Raw genomic sequence first — 21,365 nt, 5'->3', positions numbered from 1 at the left:
GATATGAAGATTACAGACGAAGAACTCATGCAGCGCATTTGGCAAATGCAGTTACGCACGGTAACAACAGGCGTACTCGATTGCTACGCAGGCAATGCAGGACGTGAATACGCGGTTAGTGGTGCAAAGTGTGATAGTGAGTTTTTATACGCTTCATCAATGATGTTATTTAACCGAGAACAGTTAACTAACGTGATCTGCAAATCTCAGCTGCTATTCAGATTGCGAGACTTGGCCCGTCAAAAGCTAATCAAAATGGATAGCCGCACATTCCGCATCGACAACCACGAAGCGCGCGAAGCCTACCAGCTTGCGCGCCAGTGGTGGCTTGACCATGGTGTGCCAACAGGCTACGACCGCGAGCATAACTGCATGCGCTGCGTCGAGCTACCAAATTACAACGATATGGTTGAGCAGTGCATTGCGCACCTCAACCACCACTTTAGCAAGCAAGGATTACGAGGTGCGGCATGAGCTTGGAAAATGTTATTTCATTTATATCTAAGTGCCGAATTAACGCCGTAGTTGAAAAACAAGCTCAGGCAGACATTGAAGCAAAGCTAGATGATAGCAACTTTAAATTTGAGCGTGAGTATCGATTGTCAGAAAGGGACATTGTTGATTTTGTTGTGCATACCGACACTGGATTAATTGCTATTGAGCTAAAAATCAAAGCTCAGCGCATGTCCATCTATCGCCAGCTATGTCGCTATGCAAAGCATGATGAAGTCGCCGCTGTAGTGCTGTTGACTGGCACAGCAATGAATCTTCCCGCATTGATTGAAAATAAACCAGCAGCAGTCATTTCACTTGGAGAAGCATGGTTATGATCCGCACTTACGGCCAACTTACGCTTATTAATAACAAGTGGCAGTTACAGAATATACCGCCTCATGTTGCTATCAGATTAAAGCAGTTATTCCCAAGAGTGCCCAAGCATCAAATTGGCACGTTCGAATTTCCAAATGATAAACAGCATTGTGCTGATCTATCTTGGTTTTTACAGCGCTACCCAATGGATATGACTCGTGATCAAATCAACACACTTGAGTCTGGGCGCAAAGGTTATGAAGCCGAACAATCTCGCATGGAAGATATCTTGCGGCCTGAATACGTTCCATCGGTACTGAACGGATTAAAAGCTGGTCAGAAGGTACGCCAATATCAAGGGCAAGCCATCGACTTGGTTTTGGCCCGTAAAGCGTTGTTACTGGGCGATGATGTTGGTTTAGGTAAAACTTACACTGCTGCGGGTTTGTTTTTAAATCCTCAGTCATTACCAGCAGCAGTAGTTATGCAAACGCATTTGCAGGCTCAGTGGCAAGAAAAGATTGAAAGCTTTACTCACTTAACTGTCCACAAAATAAAAGGCACTAAGCCTTATAATCTCCCTTCTGCCGATGTGTATTTATTCAAGTACAGCCAGCTACTTGGCTGGATTGACACTTTTGGGGATGGATTCTTCAAGGCAGTTGCTTTTGATGAAATACAAGAGCTACGTCGAGGTACTGATAGCGGAAAAGGCCAAGCAGCCAAAGTGTTAGCTAATGCCGCAATTTATAAACTAGGTTTATCAGCAACACCAATTTACAACTATGGCGCTGAAATATGGAACATCATGCAGTATCTAGACGATCTGGCGCTTGGTAGTTATTACGATTTTCTGCGTGAGTGGTGCGTCGATGACCGTCGTGTAAAAGACCCTGATGCTTTGGGATCATATTTGCGAGAGCAAAACCTAATGCTGCGCCGTACTAAGCGCGATGTTGGTCAGCAAATGCCGCCGATTAATACCATCGTTGAACATATCGAAGCAGACCAAAAAGCCCTTAAGTCAGTTGAAGAACTCGCTAAACAGTTGGCAATTAAAGCCACTACTGGCGACTACTTTAGCCGCGGTCAAGCAGGCCGAGAACTTGATTTAATGATGCGCCATACAACTGGCGTATCGAAGGCGCTAGGCGTGGCCCGTTATATCCGCATCCTACTCGAAAACGATATCCCTGTGCTGCTAATGGGATGGCATCGTGACGTTTACGAAATTTGGCTAGATGAACTCGCCGATTTAAAACCCGCGATGTATACCGGATCTGAAAGCGAAAAGCAGAAAAACGACTCTGTGCAACGCTTTGTCTCAGGTGAAACCAATCTATTCATCATGTCGCTACGCAGTGGCGCAGGGCTCGACGGTTTGCAATTCCGCTGCTCAACCGTCGTATTTGGTGAGCTTGATTGGTCGCCTAAAGTGCATGAGCAAATTATTGGCCGTCTTAACCGTGAGGGCCAGCAAGAACAGATCACCGCTATTTATCTGAATACCAATGAAGGTTCAGACCCACCAATGGTTGAAGTGCTCGGTGTTAAGCAATTCCAATCCACAGGGATCATCGACCCTGGCAAGCAACTCGAAACCAAGTTTAGCGATAAAAGCCGCATTCAAGCTTTGGCTGAACAGTTTCTTAGCAAGAAAATTAATCAGGAGGCAGCATGAAAACCACACTAACAGCAGTGCTTACCTGCTTTGTTGTATCGCTACTTATCGCGCTAATTGTGGTGGCGTCGTTCAGCTTTAGCATCGATACGCCGCCGCTAATTTTCGCCTTCATTTGGGGAATAGGTTTTATGTCGGCTTGGTTTTCGGTATTCGCTATCACTAAAACCTGCAAGGTGTTGGTTATTGATGATAGCACTCGAGTAATCACAGCTGACGAACGCAGCAATAAGGCAGGTGCATGATGGCAAAGCAAAGCGTTGAAACAACCCCAGCAAAATGGGTGCGTGGAAATTTACTGCCAACTGTATTTGGCATAACATCCGAGGCCGCGCGCAAATACCGTGAGCGTGGCGTATGGTTAGAAGGTCGGCAATGGCGTTACGACCCCGTTAATCGCGTCGTTTATAACGTCAATGAGATAGAACGCTGGATGGAAGGAGTAGCATAATGAGCACTTTACCAAAGGGAGTTGAAAAACTCCCTGTTGGCGTCGAAATCAACTACAACACAGTACGCATCGTGTTTATGCTAAACGGCGAGCGCTGTAGAGAGCCGTTAACTGGCTACTCGAAGATCACTAAGTCTGTTATCAAGTATGCTGAAAACAAGCGCAACACTATCTTAACTGAGATAGCTGAAAACCGTTTTGATTATCTGGCTCACTTCCCTGAATCGGCAAAAGCAGCCAAGTTAGCTGGAATGATAAAAACTAAGTTGGCCGTAGTTGACGCAGTAAACCAATGGTTATCAGTACAGGAGGCTACCAAAGCCAAAAGCACTTTTAAAAATTACAAAACCAAAGCGCAGCATGTGATCAATAAATGGGGTTCACGCAAACTTGCCGATATAAGCAAGTCAGAGTTTGAGCTATTCCAAGCGGAACTGCTGCGCGGTGGGCTTTCACCTAAAACCGTTAACGATATTTTTACTATTGTGCGCGGCGTATGGTCGGAAGCGTTCCACGAAGGCGCCATTAAAACTAATCCGCTTGACCGAGTAAAAAACGTCGAGCGTGACAACTTAGAGGAAACCGCCGACCCTTTCACTCGCGAAGAACTGGCACGAATAGAAAGCATCAACACAGTTCGCCAAGGCGATATAAACATGATCATGTTTTGGTGTTGGTCTGGTCTATCACTATCAGAGATTATCGCGCTGGCGTGGGAGGATATTGATACCGAAACGTGGACGATAAAAGTGCAGCGCGCAAAGGTGCTAAATCAGTACAAAGTACCAAAGGAGCGCGGACGTATTCGGGTAATTGAGTTGTTAGAGCCTGCTAAAGTCTGGCTACAACGACAAATGGCACTAACCTACATGCTGCAAACCGCAGAATATACTGTGCAGCAACGGGATAATATTACCAGTCGGCAAGAAAGCATCCGTTTGGTTTTCTTGAACGGAAAAAGCAATGAACCGTGGTATGACAATTCAGTGCGCCGTTGGTTTACGAGCATACTCAAGCGCGCCAAGTTGCGACACCGTGGGCCCAACCAATGCCGCCACACTTTTGCTAGTCAGTTACTTTCAAACTACGTACCGCTTGAATGGGTAGCGCGCCAACTTGGTCATAGTGACACCACCATGATCAAGAAGCACTATGGCAAGTGGATACCGAAAGACTCGCAACGTATGGCAAGTCGCATATCTGAAATGATGGGCTTTAATGCGGACATAAACGGACAGGAAAACGCAGATTTTGCCCAGATTTTGCCCAGAAACAACAAAGGGAATCAGTAAAATACTGATTCCCTTTGCTTAAATGTGGCGGTGAGAGAGGGAGTCGAACCCTCGATACGTTTCCGTATACACACTTTCCAGGCGTGCTCCTTCGGCCACTCGGACATCTCACCAGATTGTTATCATTAGCTTTTACGTGTCAATGAACACGGTTAATCGAATTGAATAATGCTTAACGTGTAAGCTTTCATCGTTAACGGAGCGGTACTGTACGCAAAAGCCTTTGTATGGTCAAGTAAAAAAGAATCGATTTCAGGCGGTTGCACAATTGCTAGACAAACCGCCCTCGTTCAAGGCGCTAAAATTAACCAACGCACTATTTTACAGTAAATTTATGGACTTCTTTAGACATGAGTTCGGAGTCATAGGTCAATGCTTTAGTCAATTCCCTTAGCTCATCGGAGATACGTTGAGTGTTTAAGTAAATATCGCTGATCTTTAACGCATTACGATTTACATCTTCAGACACTGCGGATTGTTCATGGGTGGCTGTCGCAATTTGTTCATTCATGCGGTTAATGATATCGACTTGTTCAACAATACGCTTAAGTTCAATACCTGCTTGCTCCGCTTCTTGGACGCTGGTATTGGCCTGTGCTAATCCGCGATCCATGGCTTTTACCGCTAAATTAGCGCTGGACTTTAATCTGTCAGTCATATTCTTAATGTCAGACGTCGATGTCTGCGAACGCTGCGCTAAGCTTCTGACCTCATCGGCTACCACGGCAAATCCCCTACCCATCTCACCAGCTCTGGCGGCCTCAATTGCGGCGTTAAGTGCTAACAGATTAGTTTGTTCTGCAATGCTGTTAATTACATCTAATACCACCACAATACCGTGAATTTCTCTATCGAGTTCATTGATGGCCTGTGAAGCACCATTAATATCATCCGCTAGTGCTTTTATTGCTTTGCTGGTTCTGCCAACTTCAAGGTTACCGGTTTTGGCCTCTTGGTTAGCCGAATTTGATGCTTCTGATGCCTGTACAGCATTACTCGCAATTTCGGCAACGGTCGCACTCATTTCTGTCATCGCCGATGCCACTTGCTCAGCCTCACTGTGGCCTGCCATCACATCTTGCTCCATGGCATGGGTGCAAACATCCATTTGTTCAACCGCCTGCTGTAGTTTGCTAGCACTGGCACGCACTTGTAAGATAACGTTTTCAAAATCACTCATCATCTCGTTGAAAGCTAAGGCAAGTTCACCAAATTCATCTTGGCTGCTGTGGTTTAACCGAACACTGAGGTCGTAGTGTTTTCGTGCTTGTGTAACCGTGGAATAAAGATGATGCACACTCGTATGTAAGTATCGGATCACCGATAAACTGAGCAAAAGAACAATGATCAGCACCAAGCTTAACGTCGCCAACACAAAAAACATTTGTTGATTGGCAGATGCAAGACGTTCATGGGTGATATTCAAAAGATCAGCTGAAACTTGCTGCTCAAAATCCCGCAAGCTGTCAATCCGAGCTGAAGATTTAGCAAACCAGTCTTCTGGATTTTGTTGTTGAATTTTCTGGTTATCTTGGTCAAATGCAATTTGTCTTAGCGATTCAACGTCTTTAACTTCATTAGAATTTTGAATGCGGTTAATGGCATCAACCAAATTAGGTGTTGCCAATGCAATAAAACGCTCTAAATAGCTATTTTGCTCAGAAACTAGGGTAATAAACTTTGCGTAAACCTTAGGCTTAAACCCTGCTTGTCCAAATGTCGAACTTAATACTGCCCTCTCAATCCCTGCCCGTTCTTTCATTTGTAGGAAGGCACTAAATGCAGCCGCTTTGATGGCAATTTCTTGATTAGCACCCGTTTTAGCAGTCTCATCAACAATCGCAAGTAGCTCTCGGTTGAGCGCCGTATAATAGGCTACTTCATCGGCAACACTGATTGACAGGTTATCAACCTGCGAGCGAATTGAAGCTAATTTACTGAGTTGAGTATTTAGATCGCGCAGTTTCGGCGTAAACACTGCGGGCAAATTGTGGTTTTCAATAAAAGATTGGAAATATTTGAGCTGAGTATCAGTCAATTGCCTTTGACTGGGTATTTTGCCCGCGAATGCCTTGCCCGCTGAAGCAATAAATCCGGCACTCATGCCCCGTTCTTTTTGCAACTCATGGACAAAGTTACTGTTTGTCACCGCCAATTCGCTTAGCTGCACGACGACTTTCAGCTCTTGACGATATTCATACTTTTCGATGAGAAATAGCGCGCCATATAAAAAACACGCGAATAAAGGGGGCAATACAACCATGAGTAATTTTTGCTTTAAGCTGAGGTTGCCAATCCATTGCCATTTCATAGGGATATCCTTAATCGACTTAGGGCTAAATTGTTAACCTATTATATAGCACAGGATGTTAATGATAACGATAGAATAACGCTAATTTAGAAAATACTAATTATTATAAAAACAAATGGTTGCGACAATACAAGGCTACAACGGCTTTTCGAGATAAGGCTATAAATAAGGCCAAGGGAGAAAATTTCGTGTGATAAAAACAAATGAAAACTGCAACCGCAACAGCGGGAGGAAATGGCCTCCCGCATTCCGATTTTTAGCTAAAAAGTTGTGGGAATAAGCCTTTAATCCCAGCGGCAATGACTTCGATACCAATCGAGAGCATTAATAATCCCATAAGACGGGTAATCACGTTAATTCCTGTTTTACCTAAAATTTTATAGATAATAGATGCCATTCGAAACAGGCCAAAACTCACTAAACCAAAAATAATCACGGTAATAAACATCGCAATAAAATTGGATAATGAATTATGCTCAGCGGCAAACACAATCACCGAGCTAATCGCCCCTGGACCAGCCATTAACGGCAAGGCTAACGGCACAACCGCCACGGACTCCATAGCCGAAGATTCGCGGTCTTCCTCTTGGTTACGTTTTACTTCGCCCAATTTACCCTGCAACATCGACATCGCAATAATCGCGATCAGCGTGCCACCAGCGATCCTGAAAGCCGAAAGTGAAATGCTAAACATATTCAAAATATGTTGTCCCGCGACTATGGTCACCAACAGGATCACCACCACCGCAAAGTTAGCCACTTTACCCGTATGGTTACGCTCGGCTTCAGTTTGATGGCTGGTTAAGCTCACAAACACTGGCAACAAACCAATAGGGTTGATAATGGCAACCAGGCCAAGAAAAAATTTAACGTAAAGTGTTAACTCCAAGTGACTATCCTTATTGAGCGTGTCACGCCAATTTCATCAAACTAAACTTAAGGGCAAGTATAGTAGCTTAAGCACAGATGACTGAAAAATGAGATTTTTGAGGTTAAATCACAAGTTTGAGTAATATCTGTTTACTGTACTCGGCTTATTTTAGACACAAAAGACACATAAGATCGCAATTGACGTATTTTTATTACATAAAAACCCTAAATTGACCGCAAGATCACACTTTACCTTAGGCTTTAGGTGTAATTTTTCACCATAAAGAAGAGTTAGCGAATCGTGCATTCCCTAAATCTTTTTAGGAGTCTTAATCATGACAGTAACCAACGCCCAAGAACTGGATCTCATGGTCGAGCGCGTCGCCAAAGCGCAAGCCGAATATGCCAGTTACAGTCAAGCCCAAGTCGATGCGATTTTCCGCTCCGCCGCACTCGCCGCCGCCGATGCACGCATATCACTTGCGAAAATGGCCGCCGCCGAAACCCGAATGGGGGTGATTGAAGACAAAGTGATTAAAAACCACTTTGCCTCAGAGTACATTTATAACAAGTACAAGGATGAAAAAACCTGCGGAATTTTGTCCGAGGACCCCACCTTCGGCACCATCACTATCGCCGAGCCCGTGGGTATTATCTGTGGGATTGTCCCCACCACCAATCCCACCTCCACCGCCATTTTCAAAGCGTTGATCAGCCTTAAAACCCGTAATGCGATTATTTTCTCGCCTCACCCAAGGGCAAAAGTCTCGACCACCACTGCGGCTAAACTGGTATTAGATGCCGCCATTGCCGCCGGCGCGCCCAAGGACATTATCGGTTGGATTGATGAGCCCAGTGTGGCACTTTCGAATCAATTGATGACCCATCCTAAAGTGAATCTTATCCTCGCTACGGGCGGCCCAGGTATGGTGAAAGCTGCCTACTCTTCAGGCAAACCTGCCATTGGTGTCGGCGCAGGTAATACCCCAATTGTGATTGATGAAACCGCCGATATAAAACGTGCGGTTAGCTCGATTCTGATGTCTAAAACCTTCGATAACGGTGTGGTGTGTGCCTCAGAGCAAGCGGTGATCGTGGTCGATAGCATCTACGAGCAAGTCAAAGAGCGCTTTGCCACCCATGGTGGTTATCTCTTAAATGCGGCGCAAACCGCTGCAATGCAACAAGTCATCCTTAAAAATGGCGGCTTAAATGCCGACATCGTCGGCCAAAGCGCCGCAACCATAGCGCAAATGGCGGGCATTGATGTCCCTCACACCACTAAGGTCTTAATTGGTGAAGTCACCGATATCACTGAGGCCGAAGCCTTTGCCCACGAAAAACTCTCTCCTTTACTTGGCATGTACCGCGCAGCCGATTTTAATGACGCCGTCGATAAGGCTGAAGCCTTGGTCGCCTTAGGCGGGATTGGCCACACATCAGGCTTATATACCGACCAAGATACCCAAACCGAGCGGGTAAAAACCTTTGGTTTTAGAATGAAAACCGCGCGAATTCTAATCAACACTCCAGCCTCACAAGGCGGAATTGGCGACCTGTACAACTTTAAACTCGCCCCCTCACTCACCTTAGGTTGTGGCTCTTGGGGTGGAAACTCGATTTCTGAAAACGTCGGCCCAAGCCATTTAATCAATAAAAAAACCGTCGCTAAGAGGGCTGAAAACATGCTGTGGCACAAGCTTCCTTCGTCTATCTACTTCCGCCGCGGCAGCTTACCTATTGCGCTTGAAGAATTGAGTGATAAAAAGCGCGCCCTCATTGTGACCGACAGATTCCTGTTTAACCAAGGTTATTGCGACGAAACCTTAAAGATTTTAAAAGCCCAAGGTCTTGAAACCGAAGTCTTTTACGAAGTGGAAGCCGACCCCACACTAGCCACAGTGCGCCAAGGTGCCAAAGTGGCCAATAGCTTTAAACCCGATGTGATTATTGCCTTAGGCGGTGGCTCCCCCATGGATGCAGCCAAGATTATTTGGGTGATGTACGAGCATCCCGATGTCGACTTTGCCGATTTAGCACTGCGTTTTATGGATATCCGTAAACGTATCTATAAATTCCCTAAAATGGGCGTCAAAGCCACTATGGTGGCGATACCGACCACTTCCGGTACTGGCTCTGAAGTCACACCTTTTGCCGTGGTCACCGATGAACAAACCGGCAAAAAATATCCCATTGCCGACTATCAACTCACCCCTAATATGGCGATTGTTGACCCGAATCTGGTGATGGATATGCCGAAATCCTTAACCGCTTTCGGCGGAATCGATGCGATCACCCACGCGCTCGAAGCCTATGTCAGCGTGATGGCGAACGAGTACAGCGATGGTCAAGCCCTGCAAGCTCTTGACCTGCTGTGCAAATATCTGCCTGATGCTTATCAGCTTGGCGCCGCATCCCCCATTGCCCGTGAAAAAGTGCATAATGGCGCCACCATAGCCGGTATCGCCTTTGCCAACGCCTTCCTTGGGATCTGCCACTCTATGGCTCACAAGCTGGGCGCCGAGTTTCACTTAGCCCACGGGCTGGCGAACGCGCTGCTGATCAGTAACGTTATCCGCTTTAATGCGACGGACTTACCGACTAAGCAAGCTGCATTCAGCCAATACGACAGACCAAAAGCTCTGTGTCGTTACGCGGCCATTGCCGATCATTTAGCCCTAGGTGGCAACTCAGATGCGCAAAAAGTTGAAAAATTGCTGGAGAAAATCGAGCAGCTCAAGAAGACGCTGGGCATTCCTGCGTCAATCCAAGAAGCCGGAGTTAACGAAGCCGACTTCCTCGCCAAAGTAGATATGCTTGCCGAGGATGCCTTCGATGACCAATGTACTGGTGCCAACCCTCGCTATCCGCTAATTAGCGAGCTAAAACAGCTACTACTCGACAGCTACTATGGCCGCCCCTTCACCGAGCAATAGTGCTTAATATAATGTCTAGGCAAGAAAAATCGTTAAATGCAAAAGCCCTCGTTTGAGGGCTTTTATCGTTTTAACTTAAGCAAAATCAATTGATGACGCAGTACACAACGTTACGATTGACTTGCGAGCTTGATATCAAATAAGTAACAAACTCAATTAATTCAGTGCTAACACATAGTCGATGGCACTGGTAATCGCCGCAACTTGAGCTAAATTGCACTCAGCAGGCGTGGCCGATGGGCTGTCGGGATACACTTCTGTGGTGGTGTTATAAATACAGCCCGTCACACTGCTGCATAAACCTAGCGCTTTCAATGGGTAATTGATCACCCCGTGTTGCACTACCGTTGAGCCGATAATCTCGCCCTTGTCATCGGCAGGCGCGATGTGAGTCACTTTGCTCACGCCATCGATAATCGCCTTTTGAAAAGCATCCTGCGGATTTTCGGTATCGCCTACAGCATAAAAACCATCAGGAATGGTGCCGGGGATAAAGTCTTTGCCGTCACGCGCGGCCAAGGCTGGACGAAATTCATCTTCATCCGAGTCAGTGGTTTCATGTAAATCCACATGCACATCAAAACCTTGTGGGACACTTGCCACCAGTGCCATCAATGCTGCCGACTCTTCTGCTGGGCTATTGGCATAAAACGAGCGGTTTGGATCGATAGCTTTCGGGTTCCAGCGATTAATGGTCTCATAACCCCAAGGGCTTACACACACTGCCACCACTAAGTTTACGCGCTCAGCATAGTGAGCCGCGTTGTTAGCCAAAAAAGCCAAGGCGCCATGCACACCACTGGTTTCGTAGCCGTGTACGCCACCTGTGACTAAAACGGTTTTCTTGTTCGGATCGAACGTAGCAGATTTAACCGCAAACAAGGGATAACGCGCTGGATCAATCGATAAAGCGCCATATTGCACCACATTCAGCCCTAATTCGGCCAGTTGTGACTCCATCGCTTTTAGTGGCGCGACAACATTATCTTGGTAAGAACGCTTAATTTGCGTACTAGCAAACCATGCGGCCTTTTCGGCATCGCCCCATTTTTCACCGACTGTCCCGATTGGGTAAAAACTTACATTCGCCATAGGTTCTCTTCTTCTGATTTTATGTTTTGGTCTTATGGTTAAAGGTTGTTATAGCTCAAAGCACGAGTTGCATTGGAATATCGCGGATCCCACCGCGCTCACGAATATCACCTTGCGCAATAAAGCCAAAGCGCTGATAGACAGGCAGCGCATTCACCGCCGAGTTCACGGTAAACGTGCCGAGATTCCCCTTGGCCAGACACTCAGCTTTAGCATGCTCCCACAGCTGACGCGACAGGCCTTGCCCCTTGGCAATATCCGCCACAAATAGATGATAAAGATGACTGTTATCCTTCATACCCACCACACCGACAAGTTCGCCAGTCTCATTCATTGCAACATGATATTGATAACCTAAGGCAAAATAATGAGCCACCGACTCAACCGACATGGCGTTGACTAAGGTTTCAGCGCCCATATTAGTGCACGTGGGAGCGATATAAACCTGTGTAAGCTGAGTAATTAACGCGCTTATCGCTTCAATATCTGTTGTACTCGCCGCTCTGATCAGCATCTTTATTCCTTGATAGATAACAGTAGCCAGTATTTAATCCCATTCGTTCAACGGTGAGATTAGCTGGATATAAATAATACGATTATTAAAAAGCCAGAACAGGGTTCTGGCTTTGGCAACAAGTTAATGGGACTTAGTACACAGTGGATTTAAGTCCATCATCCTCGGTTACTTTTTCGTCCAGCTGTCCATCCAACGGAACACATTCGCGTACCATTGTTCTAGGTTTTCTGGCTTTAAGATCCAGTGATTTTCATCAGGGAAAATCAGCAATTCAGATGGAATCCCCTTACGTTGCATAAAGCTAAATGCTGCTAATCCTTGACCATAAGGCACACGGAAATCCTTCTCGCCATGGATAACCAGCATCGGGGTTTTCCAGTTTTCGACATAGTTAACGGGGTTGAACTGCTCATATAAGGCTTTGTTATCCTGATAAGTGCCGCCAAACTCATGCTCTGGGAACCAGACTTCTTCGGTCACATAGTACATGGAGCGCATATCGAACAGACCCGCGTGGTTAACGAGGCACTTAAAGCCATCGTTCCAGTTACCTTGGATCCAGTTCATCATGTAGCCGCCGTAAGAGCCACCTAAGGCACAGGCATTTTGTGGATCGAGCCATTTTTGTTGTTGGCTTACCGCAGCCAGACCTTTTTGCAAGTCTTCTAATGGCTTACCGCCCCAATCTTGGCTAATAGAATCGGTAAAGGCTTGGCCGTAACCGGTTGAACCGTGGAAATCCACCATCACAACGCCGTAACCCGCGCCCGCCCATAACTGGGCATTCCAACGACCACTGAAACCGTTGCCAAATGAACCTTGCGGACCGCCGTGGACTAGGTATGCAATCGGATACTTTTTGCCTTCTTGGTAGTTGGCAGGTTTGATCCAGTAGCCGTAAACATCTTCGTTGTTCCAACCCTTAAAGCTAAATTGTTGGAATTCACCGAATTTAATTTCGGCCAGTTTGTCTTTGTTGACTTCGGTTAGACGTTTCAGGCCTTGGCCGTCGGTGTTGATGCGATACAGATCGCCCGGCTCAACTAAGGTTTTGCTGTCGAAGATCAGTTGATCATCGGCGATCGCAATCAGGCTATTACTGCCGTCACTATAGACAGACTGCACATCACCAAATTGAGTATTCACTTTAAAAATAGACACTTGGCCAATGTCCTGCGCCGTCACATACAGAGTGCGGTTGTCCGGTGCAAACATCAGCGAGCTTGGGCTTCTATCCCACAGCGGTGCCACTTCCTTCGACTGTCCGGTGCTGGTATCACGCAACATGATGCGGTAACGATCGGCCTCAAAGCCAGGTTTAGTCATCGCGAGGTACGCCATATAACGACCATCGCTTGAGAATGTTGGCTGCGCGTCCCAAGCGATGTTATCGGCGGTTAAGTTAGTGGCTTTGCCGCCATTCACACTCACCTGCCACAAATCGTAATTGGTGGTCCAAGCTTGATCTTTACTTGGCGCCTTAGCGCTGTACACCACATATTGGCCATCTGGGGTGAAAGTCACTTCTTCCATGCCTGAGAATGGTTTAGGCGGCGTTTCGGTGTCTAAGCCTTGAGTGATATCCACCACTTTAGTCAGCTTTTCACCGTTGAGGGCGCCAACAAATAAGTGATTACGGGCATGGTCTTCCCAAGTATCCCAGTGACGTACCATCAACTGCTTGTATTCACGGCCCGTCGATTTACGCTCTTCTTCGGCCTTAAATTTGTCTTTTGAGCACGCTAAGTCTTTACACTCTGGAAAGACGCGCATACTAAGCACGATTTGCTTGCCATCGTTAGAGAGTTTGTAACCATCAATATCCAATGGCAGATCAGAAACTTGCTGCGCTTCACCACCGGTTAATGGCAGTTGGAACAGTTGGCTTGACCCGCTGCGGCTGGCGAGGAAATAAATCGATTTGTCATCGTTTGCGAAGCTGACATCGTGCTCAGTACCGGCGGCAGAAGTGAGCTGCAGCGGTTTCGCATCTACTTGCGTCAGATCGAGAAGATATAAATCCGAGCTTGCCTCTCCCTTGTCATTAACGGTTTTCAGGCCGTAGACCAGTTTTGTACCGTCGTGAGATACCACGGCTGAATGCAATTTGTTGAGTTTAACCAGCTGTTGCACAGTAAAAGGCTTAGGATCGGCCGCATGGGCAGAGCAGGCCAAACCTGCCGCGCCAAGCGCCAATAGGAGAGGAGCTATTTTCATTGTTATATCCATCTTTTGTTAAACACATTCGGTAGTTGTACCGAATGAACGGTCAAAACGAACATCAATCGTCTCTATGAAGATAAGTTTGCCACACTAACGAAACAAAAACGCTCAAGCAAGCCAAAAGGCGTACTTGAGCGGATTTTTTTGTGACAAATTGTCAGTCAATCAAGAATAGTCTGATTGAGTACCACTCGCCTCGCTATCTTGCTCAAATCCCGCTTAAAAAAGCGACACTTTTGCAAGAAGGCTATTTGTTTAGGCTATTTACTTAGGCTTTAGCTTTAGCGTTAGCGATATTGACTTTCCAAATCGCTGGCCCCGTTTCATGGGCATTCACGCCGTTTGAGTCAACCGCTACAGTCACAGGCATATCTTCAACGTCGAACTCGTAAATCGCTTCCATACCTAAATCGGCAAAAGCCACCACGCGGGATTTCTTAATGGCTTTTGACACTAAGTAAGCCGCGCCGCCAACGGCCATCAGGTAAACAGCTTTGTGTTTCTTGATAGATTCAACGGTCGCAGGACCACGCTCAGCCTTACCAATCATGCCCATCAGGCCAGTTTTTTCTAGCATCAGATCGGTGAACTTATCCATACGGGTCGCGGTTGTTGGGCCAGCAGGACCTACAACTTCATTACCGACGGGGTCAACTGGGCCAACGTAGTAGATAAACTTACCAGTAAAGTCGACGCCTTCTGGTAAACCTTCGCCGCTTTCAATCAGGCTTTGGATACGCTTATGGGCAGCGTCACGTCCGGTCAGCATTTTACCGCTTAACAGAATGGTTTCACCGCTCTTCCACTGCTCGATATCCGCTTGTGTGACAGTGTCTAAGTTAACACGGCGCACATCGCTGCCCACTTCACGGGTGATTTCTGGCCAGTCGCTCAGCGATGGTGGAGTAAGATCAGCAGGACCAGTTCCATCTAAATGGAAGTGAACGTGGCGCGTTGCCGCGCAGTTCGGGATCATCACCACAGGTTTTGATGCTGCATGAGTCGGCGCAGATTTGATTTTCACGTCTAACACTGTGGTTAACCCGCCAAGACCTTGAGCACCAATACCTAAGTTGTTAGCACGCTCGAAAATGTCTAAACGCAGTTTTTCTTCGGTAGTTTGTGCGCCGCGCGCCATTAACTCATGGATATCCACGCTTTCCATCAAGGCTTCTTTGGCCAGCACTGCCGCTTTTTCAGCGGTGCCGCCAATACCGATGCCGAGCATACCTGGAGGACACCAGCCCGCGCCCATCGTTGGCAGCGTTTTTTCAACCCAAGCGGCGATATCGTCAGATGGGTTTAACATCACCATCTTGGCTTTGTTTTCACTGCCGCCGCCTTTGGCGGCGATAGCGACTTCAACATGGTTACCAGGCACCATATCGATATGCACCACAGATGGGGTGTTGTCTTTAGTGTTTTTACGGCTACCGGCAGGATCGGCCACAATCGATGCTCGCAGTGGATTATCTGGGTTGGTATAAGCGCGACGAACACCTTCATCGACCATTTGTTGCACGGTCATATCGGTTTTGTCCCACTTAACCCCCATACCAATCTTAACGAAGGTGGTCACGATACCCGTGTCTTGGCACAATGGACGTTTGCCTTCGGCAGACATACGCGAGTTAATCAAAATTTGGGCAATCGCATCCTTCGCCGCCGCACTTTGCTCACGCTCATAAGCTTCGCTCATGGCATCGACAAAATCTTTGGGATGGTAATAGGAGATGTATTGCAGGGCATCCGCCACACTTTCAATGAAGTCGGCTTGTTTAATCACTACATTTTCAGACGTTTCATGGTGAGATGACATAGTAGGTGCGCTCCAGCAGCCTTTAGGGCCTTACTTGTTTTTTGTGTAATTCTTTCTGGGCCAATATGATACTCTTTCCCATCTTTTTGGGCTACATCACATTTTTAGATAGGGTTAATAGATGGCAAATAGGGCGGCATTACCGCTGGCAGTACGCCAACTTGACTGGACATTCAGCACAGCAGCAATCTTCGAACACTTTGCAGCCGAGCCTTGGGCCATCGTGCTCGACTCCGCCAATGCGCCCCATCAGGACGCTAAATTCGATATTATTTGCGCAAATCCTATTGCCACCCTGATCACCCATGGTGAACTGACCGATATCCTAATTCAGTTGCCCGAATTAACCATACCCACCCAAATGAGTGCAACTGATGATCCCTTTACGCTGGTCAATCAACTATTGCGCCATTGGTATCCACAATCCTTTAGCTGCAATTTGCCCTTTAGTGGCGGCGCTATGGGCAGTTTTAGTTATGATTTAGGCCGCCGAATTGAACAGTTACCCAGCACAGCGGCTAAGGATATTCACCTCGGCGAGATGAATATTGGCTTTTACGACTGGGCATTGATTTTTGACTATCAGCAGCAAAGCTGGTTTATGGTGCACTATTTAGGCGATGCAGCGCTCGATACTCAATTGAACATAATTGAAGCAAAAATAGCCAACACCACAAAACAGGCTGAGTTTAGTCTCACAAGCCCTTGGTCGGCGCAACTCACCAAAGCCCAGTACACCTCAAAATTTAATCAAGTACAAGCATATCTACAAAGCGGTGATTGCTATCAAATTAATTTAACTCAGCGATTTGAAGCTGAGTATCAAGGCGATGAATGGCTCGCCTACTGCAAACTGCGCAGTGCCAATCAGGCGCCCTTCTCTGCCTTTATGCGGCTTGAGGCCAACGCGATTTTATCGATTTCGCCTGAGCGTTTTATTCAGCTGCGCGGGGATGATATTCAAACCAAACCGATTAAAGGCACCTTGCCACGTCATGCCGATCCAGATCGGGATAAACAGGTGGCACAAACACTCGCCAATTCCCCTAAAGATCGCGCCGAAAACGTGATGATTGTGGATTTGCTACGTAATGATATCGGCAAAGTAGCGGCGCCCGGGTCAGTGCAAGTACCGCACTTATTTGCCATAGAAAGTTTTCCGGCTGTGCACCATTTAGTGAGTACCGTCACCGCTAAACTCGATCCACAATACCACGCCAGTGACTTACTGCGGGCAGCCTTTCCCGGCGGTTCAATTACTGGCGCCCCTAAAATTCGCGCCATGGAAATTATTGAAGAACTGGAACCCTCACGCCGCAGTCTGTATTGTGGTTCAATAGGCTATATCAGCCAAGATGGGCAAATGGATACGAGCATTACCATCCGCACTATTGTTGCCGAGCGCGGCAAGCTCTATTGTTGGGCTGGCGGAGGGATCGTCGCCGACTCCAATGTCGATGCCGAATATCAAGAAAGCTTCGATAAAGTCAGTCGAATCTTACCCTTGTTAGATAGCCCTCAATAATCGACAGGAATGGTGGGAAACCTATGGAACAAGCGGAATTTAGACTCAGATTCAATCTACACCCATTAGCTAAGCAAGATCCGGCGGCGCTCCCTCACCAAGGACTGCGAAAAGCGGCGGTGTTAATTCCCTTGCAGGAAATCCAAGGCGAGCTCAATCTGATTTTAACCCAAAGACCCATGCATCTTCGGGCGCACCCAGGGCAAATCAGTTTTCCGGGAGGAAAGATTGAACCCAGTGATCCAAGTGCGATTATGGCGGCATTACGAGAAGCCGAAGAGGAAATTGGTCTTTGCCGAGAAAATGTGGATGTGATAGGTACTTTCCCTGCCCACAATACCTTTACTGGGTTTGAAATTACCCCAGTGGTCGGGATCATCAAGCAAGATTTTACCTTAAGGCTCGATCCAGGCGAGGTTGCCGATTGTTTTACAGTGCCTTTAAGTTTTTTTATCGAACCAAGCCATCGGCATCGTAACGCATTCTTACGCAAAGGCCGTTATTACAGCGTACACTTTATCCCGTATCAACAGCGTTTTATCTGGGGAGCGACAGCGGCGATCATCGATCACCTCTGTCGGCATGTGAGTCTGCCCGAGGAGATGCTGTAAAGTCGCATTGCTCTTTTGGATAATTTAAATCACAAAATGTACATATAAGCCCGCCACTAACGACGTTAACAGCAGCAAGGGAATATTAAACCAATAACCCAGTTTACTGTGGTGGGCAACATAGTAGTTAAACGCCAGACTTATCAGACTGATCGCACCACAGCCCCAGATGATATATTGCAGTAATTCGGTTTCGCTTGGGTCCCAATAGTGCCTGAAGGTTTCACCGCGACTCAAGTAGGACCCGACCTCTCGTTCGGGGCGAGCCTCGCCAAACACCATCAGCGCGTACACCGCCAATGCCCAACCCAAAATAGATAATGTCGCGAGGATGAGCTGGAATATTTTAACTTTTCTCATATCGCCTCCGAACGTTTAACACACGATAACCAAACAACCTAAAGATGTCGGATTGTGGTTGATTGGGTATATATTGCTTAATAGCGGTAATATTCACCTCAGGATACCTTTTTCAGCTTGAGAAAAGCCACCAGCAAGGTAATATAAACCTCCAAAATTTTCATATAAAACGTTTCGTTGGAGAACTAAGCAACAATGAGTATTGCATCAGTCGCTTCTGTATTTAAAGGTGAGCACGCAGTCGGTTCTACGGTCACCGTACGTGGATGGGTAAGAACTCGTCGTGACTCTAAAGCTGGCATCTCTTTTTTGGCAGTCTATGACGGCTCCTGCTTCAATCCTATTCAAGGTGTCGTGCCAAATAGCTTAGAAAATTACGACAACGAAGTGTTAAAGCTAACTGCTGGCTGCTCGGTGATCGTAACCGGTGAGATTGTTGAATCGCCAGGCGCGGGCCAAGCCTATGAGCTGCAAGTGACTCAAGTTGAAGTGACTGGCTGGGTTGAAGATCCAGACACTTACCCAATGGCGGCTAAACGTCATTCTATTGAGCATTTACGTGAATTGGCGCACTTACGCCCACGTACCAACATCATTGGTGCCGTTGCTCGCGTACGTAACTGTTTATCTCAAGCCATTCACCGTTTCTACCACGAAAATGGCTTCGTGTGGGTATCTACACCGCTGATCACCGCATCTGACTGTGAAGGCGCGGGTGAAATGTTCCGTGTATCCACACTGGATATGGAAAACCTGCCACGCACCAGTGATGGCAAAGTAGACTACGACAAAGATTTCTTCGGTAAAGAGGCTTTCTTAACCGTATCGGGCCAATTAAACGGCGAAACCTACGCCTGCGCCCTGTCAAAAATCTATACCTTTGGCCCGACTTTCCGTGCTGAAAACTCAAACACTAGCCGTCACTTAGCGGAATTCTGGATGGTTGAGCCCGAAGTGGCCTTTGCCACCTTAAGCGATATCGCCAGTCTCGCTGAAGGCATGCTGAAATACGCCTTCAACGCAGTATTAGCTGAGCGTATGGACGATTTGCAATTCTTCGCCCAACACGTGGATAAAACCGTAATTGAGCGTCTGCAATCCTTCGTCTCGAGCGATTTCGCCCAAGTGGACTACACCGATGCAGTAGATATTCTGCAAAAATGTGGCCGTGAGTTCGAATTCCCAGTGTCTTGGGGTATCGACTTATCCTCTGAGCACGAGCGTTATCTGGCCGAAGAGCACTTTAAAGCCCCAGTGGTTGTGAAGAACTATCCAAAAGATATCAAAGCCTTCTACATGCGCCTTAACGAAGACGGTAAAACCGTTGCCGCGATGGACGTGTTAGCCCCTGGCATCGGTGAAATCATCGGTGGTTCACAACGTGAAGAGCGTTTAGATGTGCTGGATATGCGTTTAGAGGAAATGGATCTGAACAAAGAGGATTACTGGTGGTACCGCGATCTTCGTCGTTATGGCACAGTGCCACACGCAGGTTTTGGTCTAGGCTTTGAGCGTTTAGTGTCTTACGTCACTGGCGTATCGAACATCCGTGACGTGATCCCATTCCCACGTGCACCACGTACCGCGAACTTCTAATATCGTTTCTTAGAAAGTTGTCCTTAAAACGCGCTAACAGCGCGTTTTTTATTGCTGTCAAACTGCGCTAAAATTCATCACTCAATCAAACAGCTTAGCCAGAGTCCTTGCGCTTTAGGGGCGAAGAAATCTAAGATGGCAGCGGCTAATACAGTGTCGTTATTTTTTAGCCCAGTTGCATGTTAGTGGCGTAGTTGCACGAAGCAACTCAACAGCATTTTGCTCAATCGAGGAATCATAATGTCAAAGATCAATTTACTTTTGCTGTGCGGCGGTGGAAGTGCGGAACACGATATTTCCCTACTGTCGGCTAATTATTTTGAAACCTCGTTAGCAAAATCAGAACAGTTCAATGTACTACGTGTAGTACTGGATAAATTTGGCCAATACCAAACCGCCGCAGGCGATGACTGCGAGCTGACCAATAACCGTGAGATCCGCTTTCGTGACGAGAGCAAAGCCCCTTGGCCCGTGGATTATGTGATCCCTTGTATTCACGGTTATCCAGGTGAGACAGGCGACATTCAGTCTTACTTTAATCTTATCCAACTGCCCTACTTTGGTTGCGAATCCGAAGCGAGCAGTAACTGCTTTAACAAGATCACCGCCAAAATGTGGTTCAGCGCCTTAGGCATTCCCAACACACCTTATATCTTTTTAAATCAATACGATGATGAAGCCATTGCTCAAACCCAAGCGGCACTTGAAAATTGGGGGTCAATTTTCGTCAAGGCTGCGTCTCAAGGCTCATCGGTCGGTTGCTATAAGGTGGATGAGGCTAGCAAAGTGAGCGAAGTACTCAAAGATGCCTTTGGTTATGCCCCCTACGTGATTGTTGAAAAAACCATTAAAGCCCGTGAACTTGAAGTCGCAGTTTACGAATATCAAGGTGAAGTGATCGCCACCCTACCCGGCGAAATCATCTGCGATAGCAATACCTTCTACACCTTCGATGAAAAGTACGCGAAAAACAGTAAGGCGCGAACCGATGTCGTCGCGCAAAATGTACCGACTGAAATCAGCGATCAGATCCGAGCCTATGCGATTAAAGCCTTTAAAGGCATGAAGTTACGTCACCTGTCCCGTATCGACTTTTTCTTAACCGCGGACAATGAAATCCTGCTGAACGAAATCAATACCTTCCCAGGTTCGACGCCCATTTCGATGTTCCCTAAGATGCTGCAAAATCATGGGCATGATTTCACCCAATACTTAAGTTTAGTGATTAACAGTCAGTTAGCGGTAAAGTAACCACCTTAATCAAACAATAA

The 21,365-nt window shown here is 46.9% G+C and carries 18 protein-coding genes and 1 tRNA gene; 11 read left to right on the top strand and 8 right to left on the bottom strand.

What is annotated here, in order from left to right; genetic code table 11:
• The first annotated feature begins 3 nt into the window (after positions 1–3).
• From MMG82_RS01365 to MMG82_RS01340, 6 genes are read left to right on the top strand one after another with little or no spacing between them, the layout of a single operon-like run.
• Positions 4–474: a hypothetical protein gene (locus MMG82_RS01365; RefSeq protein WP_241406305.1), complete on the top strand. Its 471-nt coding sequence runs from the start codon at positions 4–6 to the stop codon at positions 472–474.
• Complete coding sequence (locus MMG82_RS01360) at positions 471–830, top strand: hypothetical protein (RefSeq protein ID WP_241406304.1); 360 nt, start codon at positions 471–473, stop codon at positions 828–830. The genes MMG82_RS01365 and MMG82_RS01360 overlap by 4 nt, the downstream gene beginning before the upstream one ends.
• Positions 827–2,491 (top strand): DEAD/DEAH box helicase, encoded by a 1,665-nt coding sequence (locus MMG82_RS01355; RefSeq protein ID WP_241406303.1) that lies wholly within the window; start codon positions 827–829, stop codon positions 2,489–2,491. The genes MMG82_RS01360 and MMG82_RS01355 overlap by 4 nt, the downstream gene beginning before the upstream one ends.
• Entirely contained in the window at positions 2,488–2,736 is a 249-nt protein-coding gene (locus MMG82_RS01350; RefSeq protein ID WP_241406302.1) for a hypothetical protein, read from the top strand. The genes MMG82_RS01355 and MMG82_RS01350 overlap by 4 nt, the downstream gene beginning before the upstream one ends.
• On the top strand, positions 2,733–2,942 hold the full coding sequence (gene xisR / locus MMG82_RS01345) for an excisionase family protein (protein ID WP_240131190.1): 210 nt from the start codon (positions 2,733–2,735) through the stop codon (positions 2,940–2,942). Before MMG82_RS01350 ends, xisR begins: the two co-directional genes overlap by 4 nt.
• Positions 2,942–4,234, top strand: coding sequence for a tyrosine-type recombinase/integrase (locus tag MMG82_RS01340; protein WP_241406301.1), 1,293 nt, complete (start codon positions 2,942–2,944; stop codon positions 4,232–4,234). Before xisR ends, MMG82_RS01340 begins: the two co-directional genes overlap by 1 nt.
• Positions 4,235–4,259: 25 nt before the next feature.
• On the opposite strand, the gene MMG82_RS01335 is transcribed toward MMG82_RS01340, so the two are convergent.
• From MMG82_RS01335 to MMG82_RS01325, 3 genes are all read right to left on the bottom strand, one after another.
• A tRNA-Ser gene (locus MMG82_RS01335) sits at positions 4,260–4,347 on the bottom strand.
• Positions 4,348–4,550: 203 nt separating this feature from the next.
• Positions 4,551–6,545 carry a nitrate- and nitrite sensing domain-containing protein gene (locus MMG82_RS01330; protein WP_037418232.1) on the bottom strand — a complete coding sequence of 665 codons (1,995 nt, stop codon included), beginning with the start codon at positions 6,543–6,545 and terminating at the stop codon, positions 4,551–4,553.
• Between the two features lie 256 nt (positions 6,546–6,801).
• On the bottom strand, positions 6,802–7,434 hold the full coding sequence (locus MMG82_RS01325; protein ID WP_011072194.1) for a YchE family NAAT transporter: 633 nt from the start codon (positions 7,432–7,434) through the stop codon (positions 6,802–6,804).
• Positions 7,435–7,750: 316 nt separating this feature from the next.
• On the opposite strand from MMG82_RS01325, the gene adhE reads away from it, so the two are divergent.
• Positions 7,751–10,351: a bifunctional acetaldehyde-CoA/alcohol dehydrogenase gene (gene adhE / locus MMG82_RS01320; protein WP_241406300.1), complete on the top strand. Its 2,601-nt coding sequence runs from the start codon at positions 7,751–7,753 to the stop codon at positions 10,349–10,351.
• A gap of 156 nt (positions 10,352–10,507) precedes the next feature.
• Here adhE and MMG82_RS01315 read toward each other — a convergent pair whose 3' ends face one another.
• From MMG82_RS01315 to MMG82_RS01300, 4 genes are all read right to left on the bottom strand, one after another.
• Complete coding sequence (locus MMG82_RS01315) at positions 10,508–11,443, bottom strand: M14 family metallocarboxypeptidase (protein WP_241406299.1); 936 nt, start codon at positions 11,441–11,443, stop codon at positions 10,508–10,510.
• 55 nt (positions 11,444–11,498) lie between these two features.
• Positions 11,499–11,957, bottom strand: a complete 459-nt coding sequence (locus MMG82_RS01310) for a GNAT family N-acetyltransferase (protein WP_241406298.1) — start codon at positions 11,955–11,957, stop codon at positions 11,499–11,501.
• 168 nt (positions 11,958–12,125) lie between these two features.
• Positions 12,126–14,177: a S9 family peptidase gene (locus tag MMG82_RS01305; RefSeq protein ID WP_203431836.1), complete on the bottom strand. Its 2,052-nt coding sequence runs from the start codon at positions 14,175–14,177 to the stop codon at positions 12,126–12,128.
• A gap of 274 nt (positions 14,178–14,451) precedes the next feature.
• Positions 14,452–16,002: a fumarate hydratase gene (locus MMG82_RS01300; RefSeq protein WP_203431837.1), complete on the bottom strand. Its 1,551-nt coding sequence runs from the start codon at positions 16,000–16,002 to the stop codon at positions 14,452–14,454.
• A 121-nt stretch (positions 16,003–16,123) separates the two neighbouring features.
• Here MMG82_RS01300 and pabB point away from each other — a divergent pair, with 121 nt between their 5' ends.
• Both pabB and MMG82_RS01290 read left to right on the top strand, forming a co-directional pair.
• Complete coding sequence (pabB, locus tag MMG82_RS01295; RefSeq protein WP_241406297.1) at positions 16,124–17,527, top strand: aminodeoxychorismate synthase component I; 1,404 nt, start codon at positions 16,124–16,126, stop codon at positions 17,525–17,527.
• Positions 17,528–17,550: 23 nt separating this feature from the next.
• Positions 17,551–18,138: a CoA pyrophosphatase gene (locus MMG82_RS01290; RefSeq protein ID WP_203431839.1), complete on the top strand. Its 588-nt coding sequence runs from the start codon at positions 17,551–17,553 to the stop codon at positions 18,136–18,138.
• Between the two features lie 24 nt (positions 18,139–18,162).
• Here MMG82_RS01290 and MMG82_RS01285 read toward each other — a convergent pair whose 3' ends face one another.
• On the bottom strand, positions 18,163–18,498 hold the full coding sequence (locus MMG82_RS01285) for a hypothetical protein (RefSeq protein ID WP_241406296.1): 336 nt from the start codon (positions 18,496–18,498) through the stop codon (positions 18,163–18,165).
• Between the two features lie 195 nt (positions 18,499–18,693).
• Between MMG82_RS01285 and asnS the strand changes: the two genes are divergently transcribed.
• Together asnS and MMG82_RS01275 are read left to right on the top strand one after the other, a co-directional pair.
• The gene (asnS, locus tag MMG82_RS01280) at positions 18,694–20,094 is read left to right on the top strand and encodes an asparagine--tRNA ligase (protein ID WP_037418214.1); all 1,401 of its coding nucleotides are present in this window, start codon (positions 18,694–18,696) and stop codon (positions 20,092–20,094) included.
• A 240-nt stretch (positions 20,095–20,334) separates the two neighbouring features.
• Entirely contained in the window at positions 20,335–21,345 is a 1,011-nt protein-coding gene (locus MMG82_RS01275; protein ID WP_055647133.1) for a D-alanine--D-alanine ligase, read from the top strand.
• Positions 21,346–21,365 lie beyond the last annotated feature (20 nt).

The sequence above is a fragment of the Shewanella sp. MM_2022_3 genome (assembly GCF_022557375.1).
Taxonomy (GTDB): Bacteria; Pseudomonadota; Gammaproteobacteria; order Enterobacterales; family Shewanellaceae; genus Shewanella; species Shewanella xiamenensis.
Note: the sequence above shows the minus strand (reverse complement) of the source record. Positions and strands in the feature narration are given on the sequence as shown.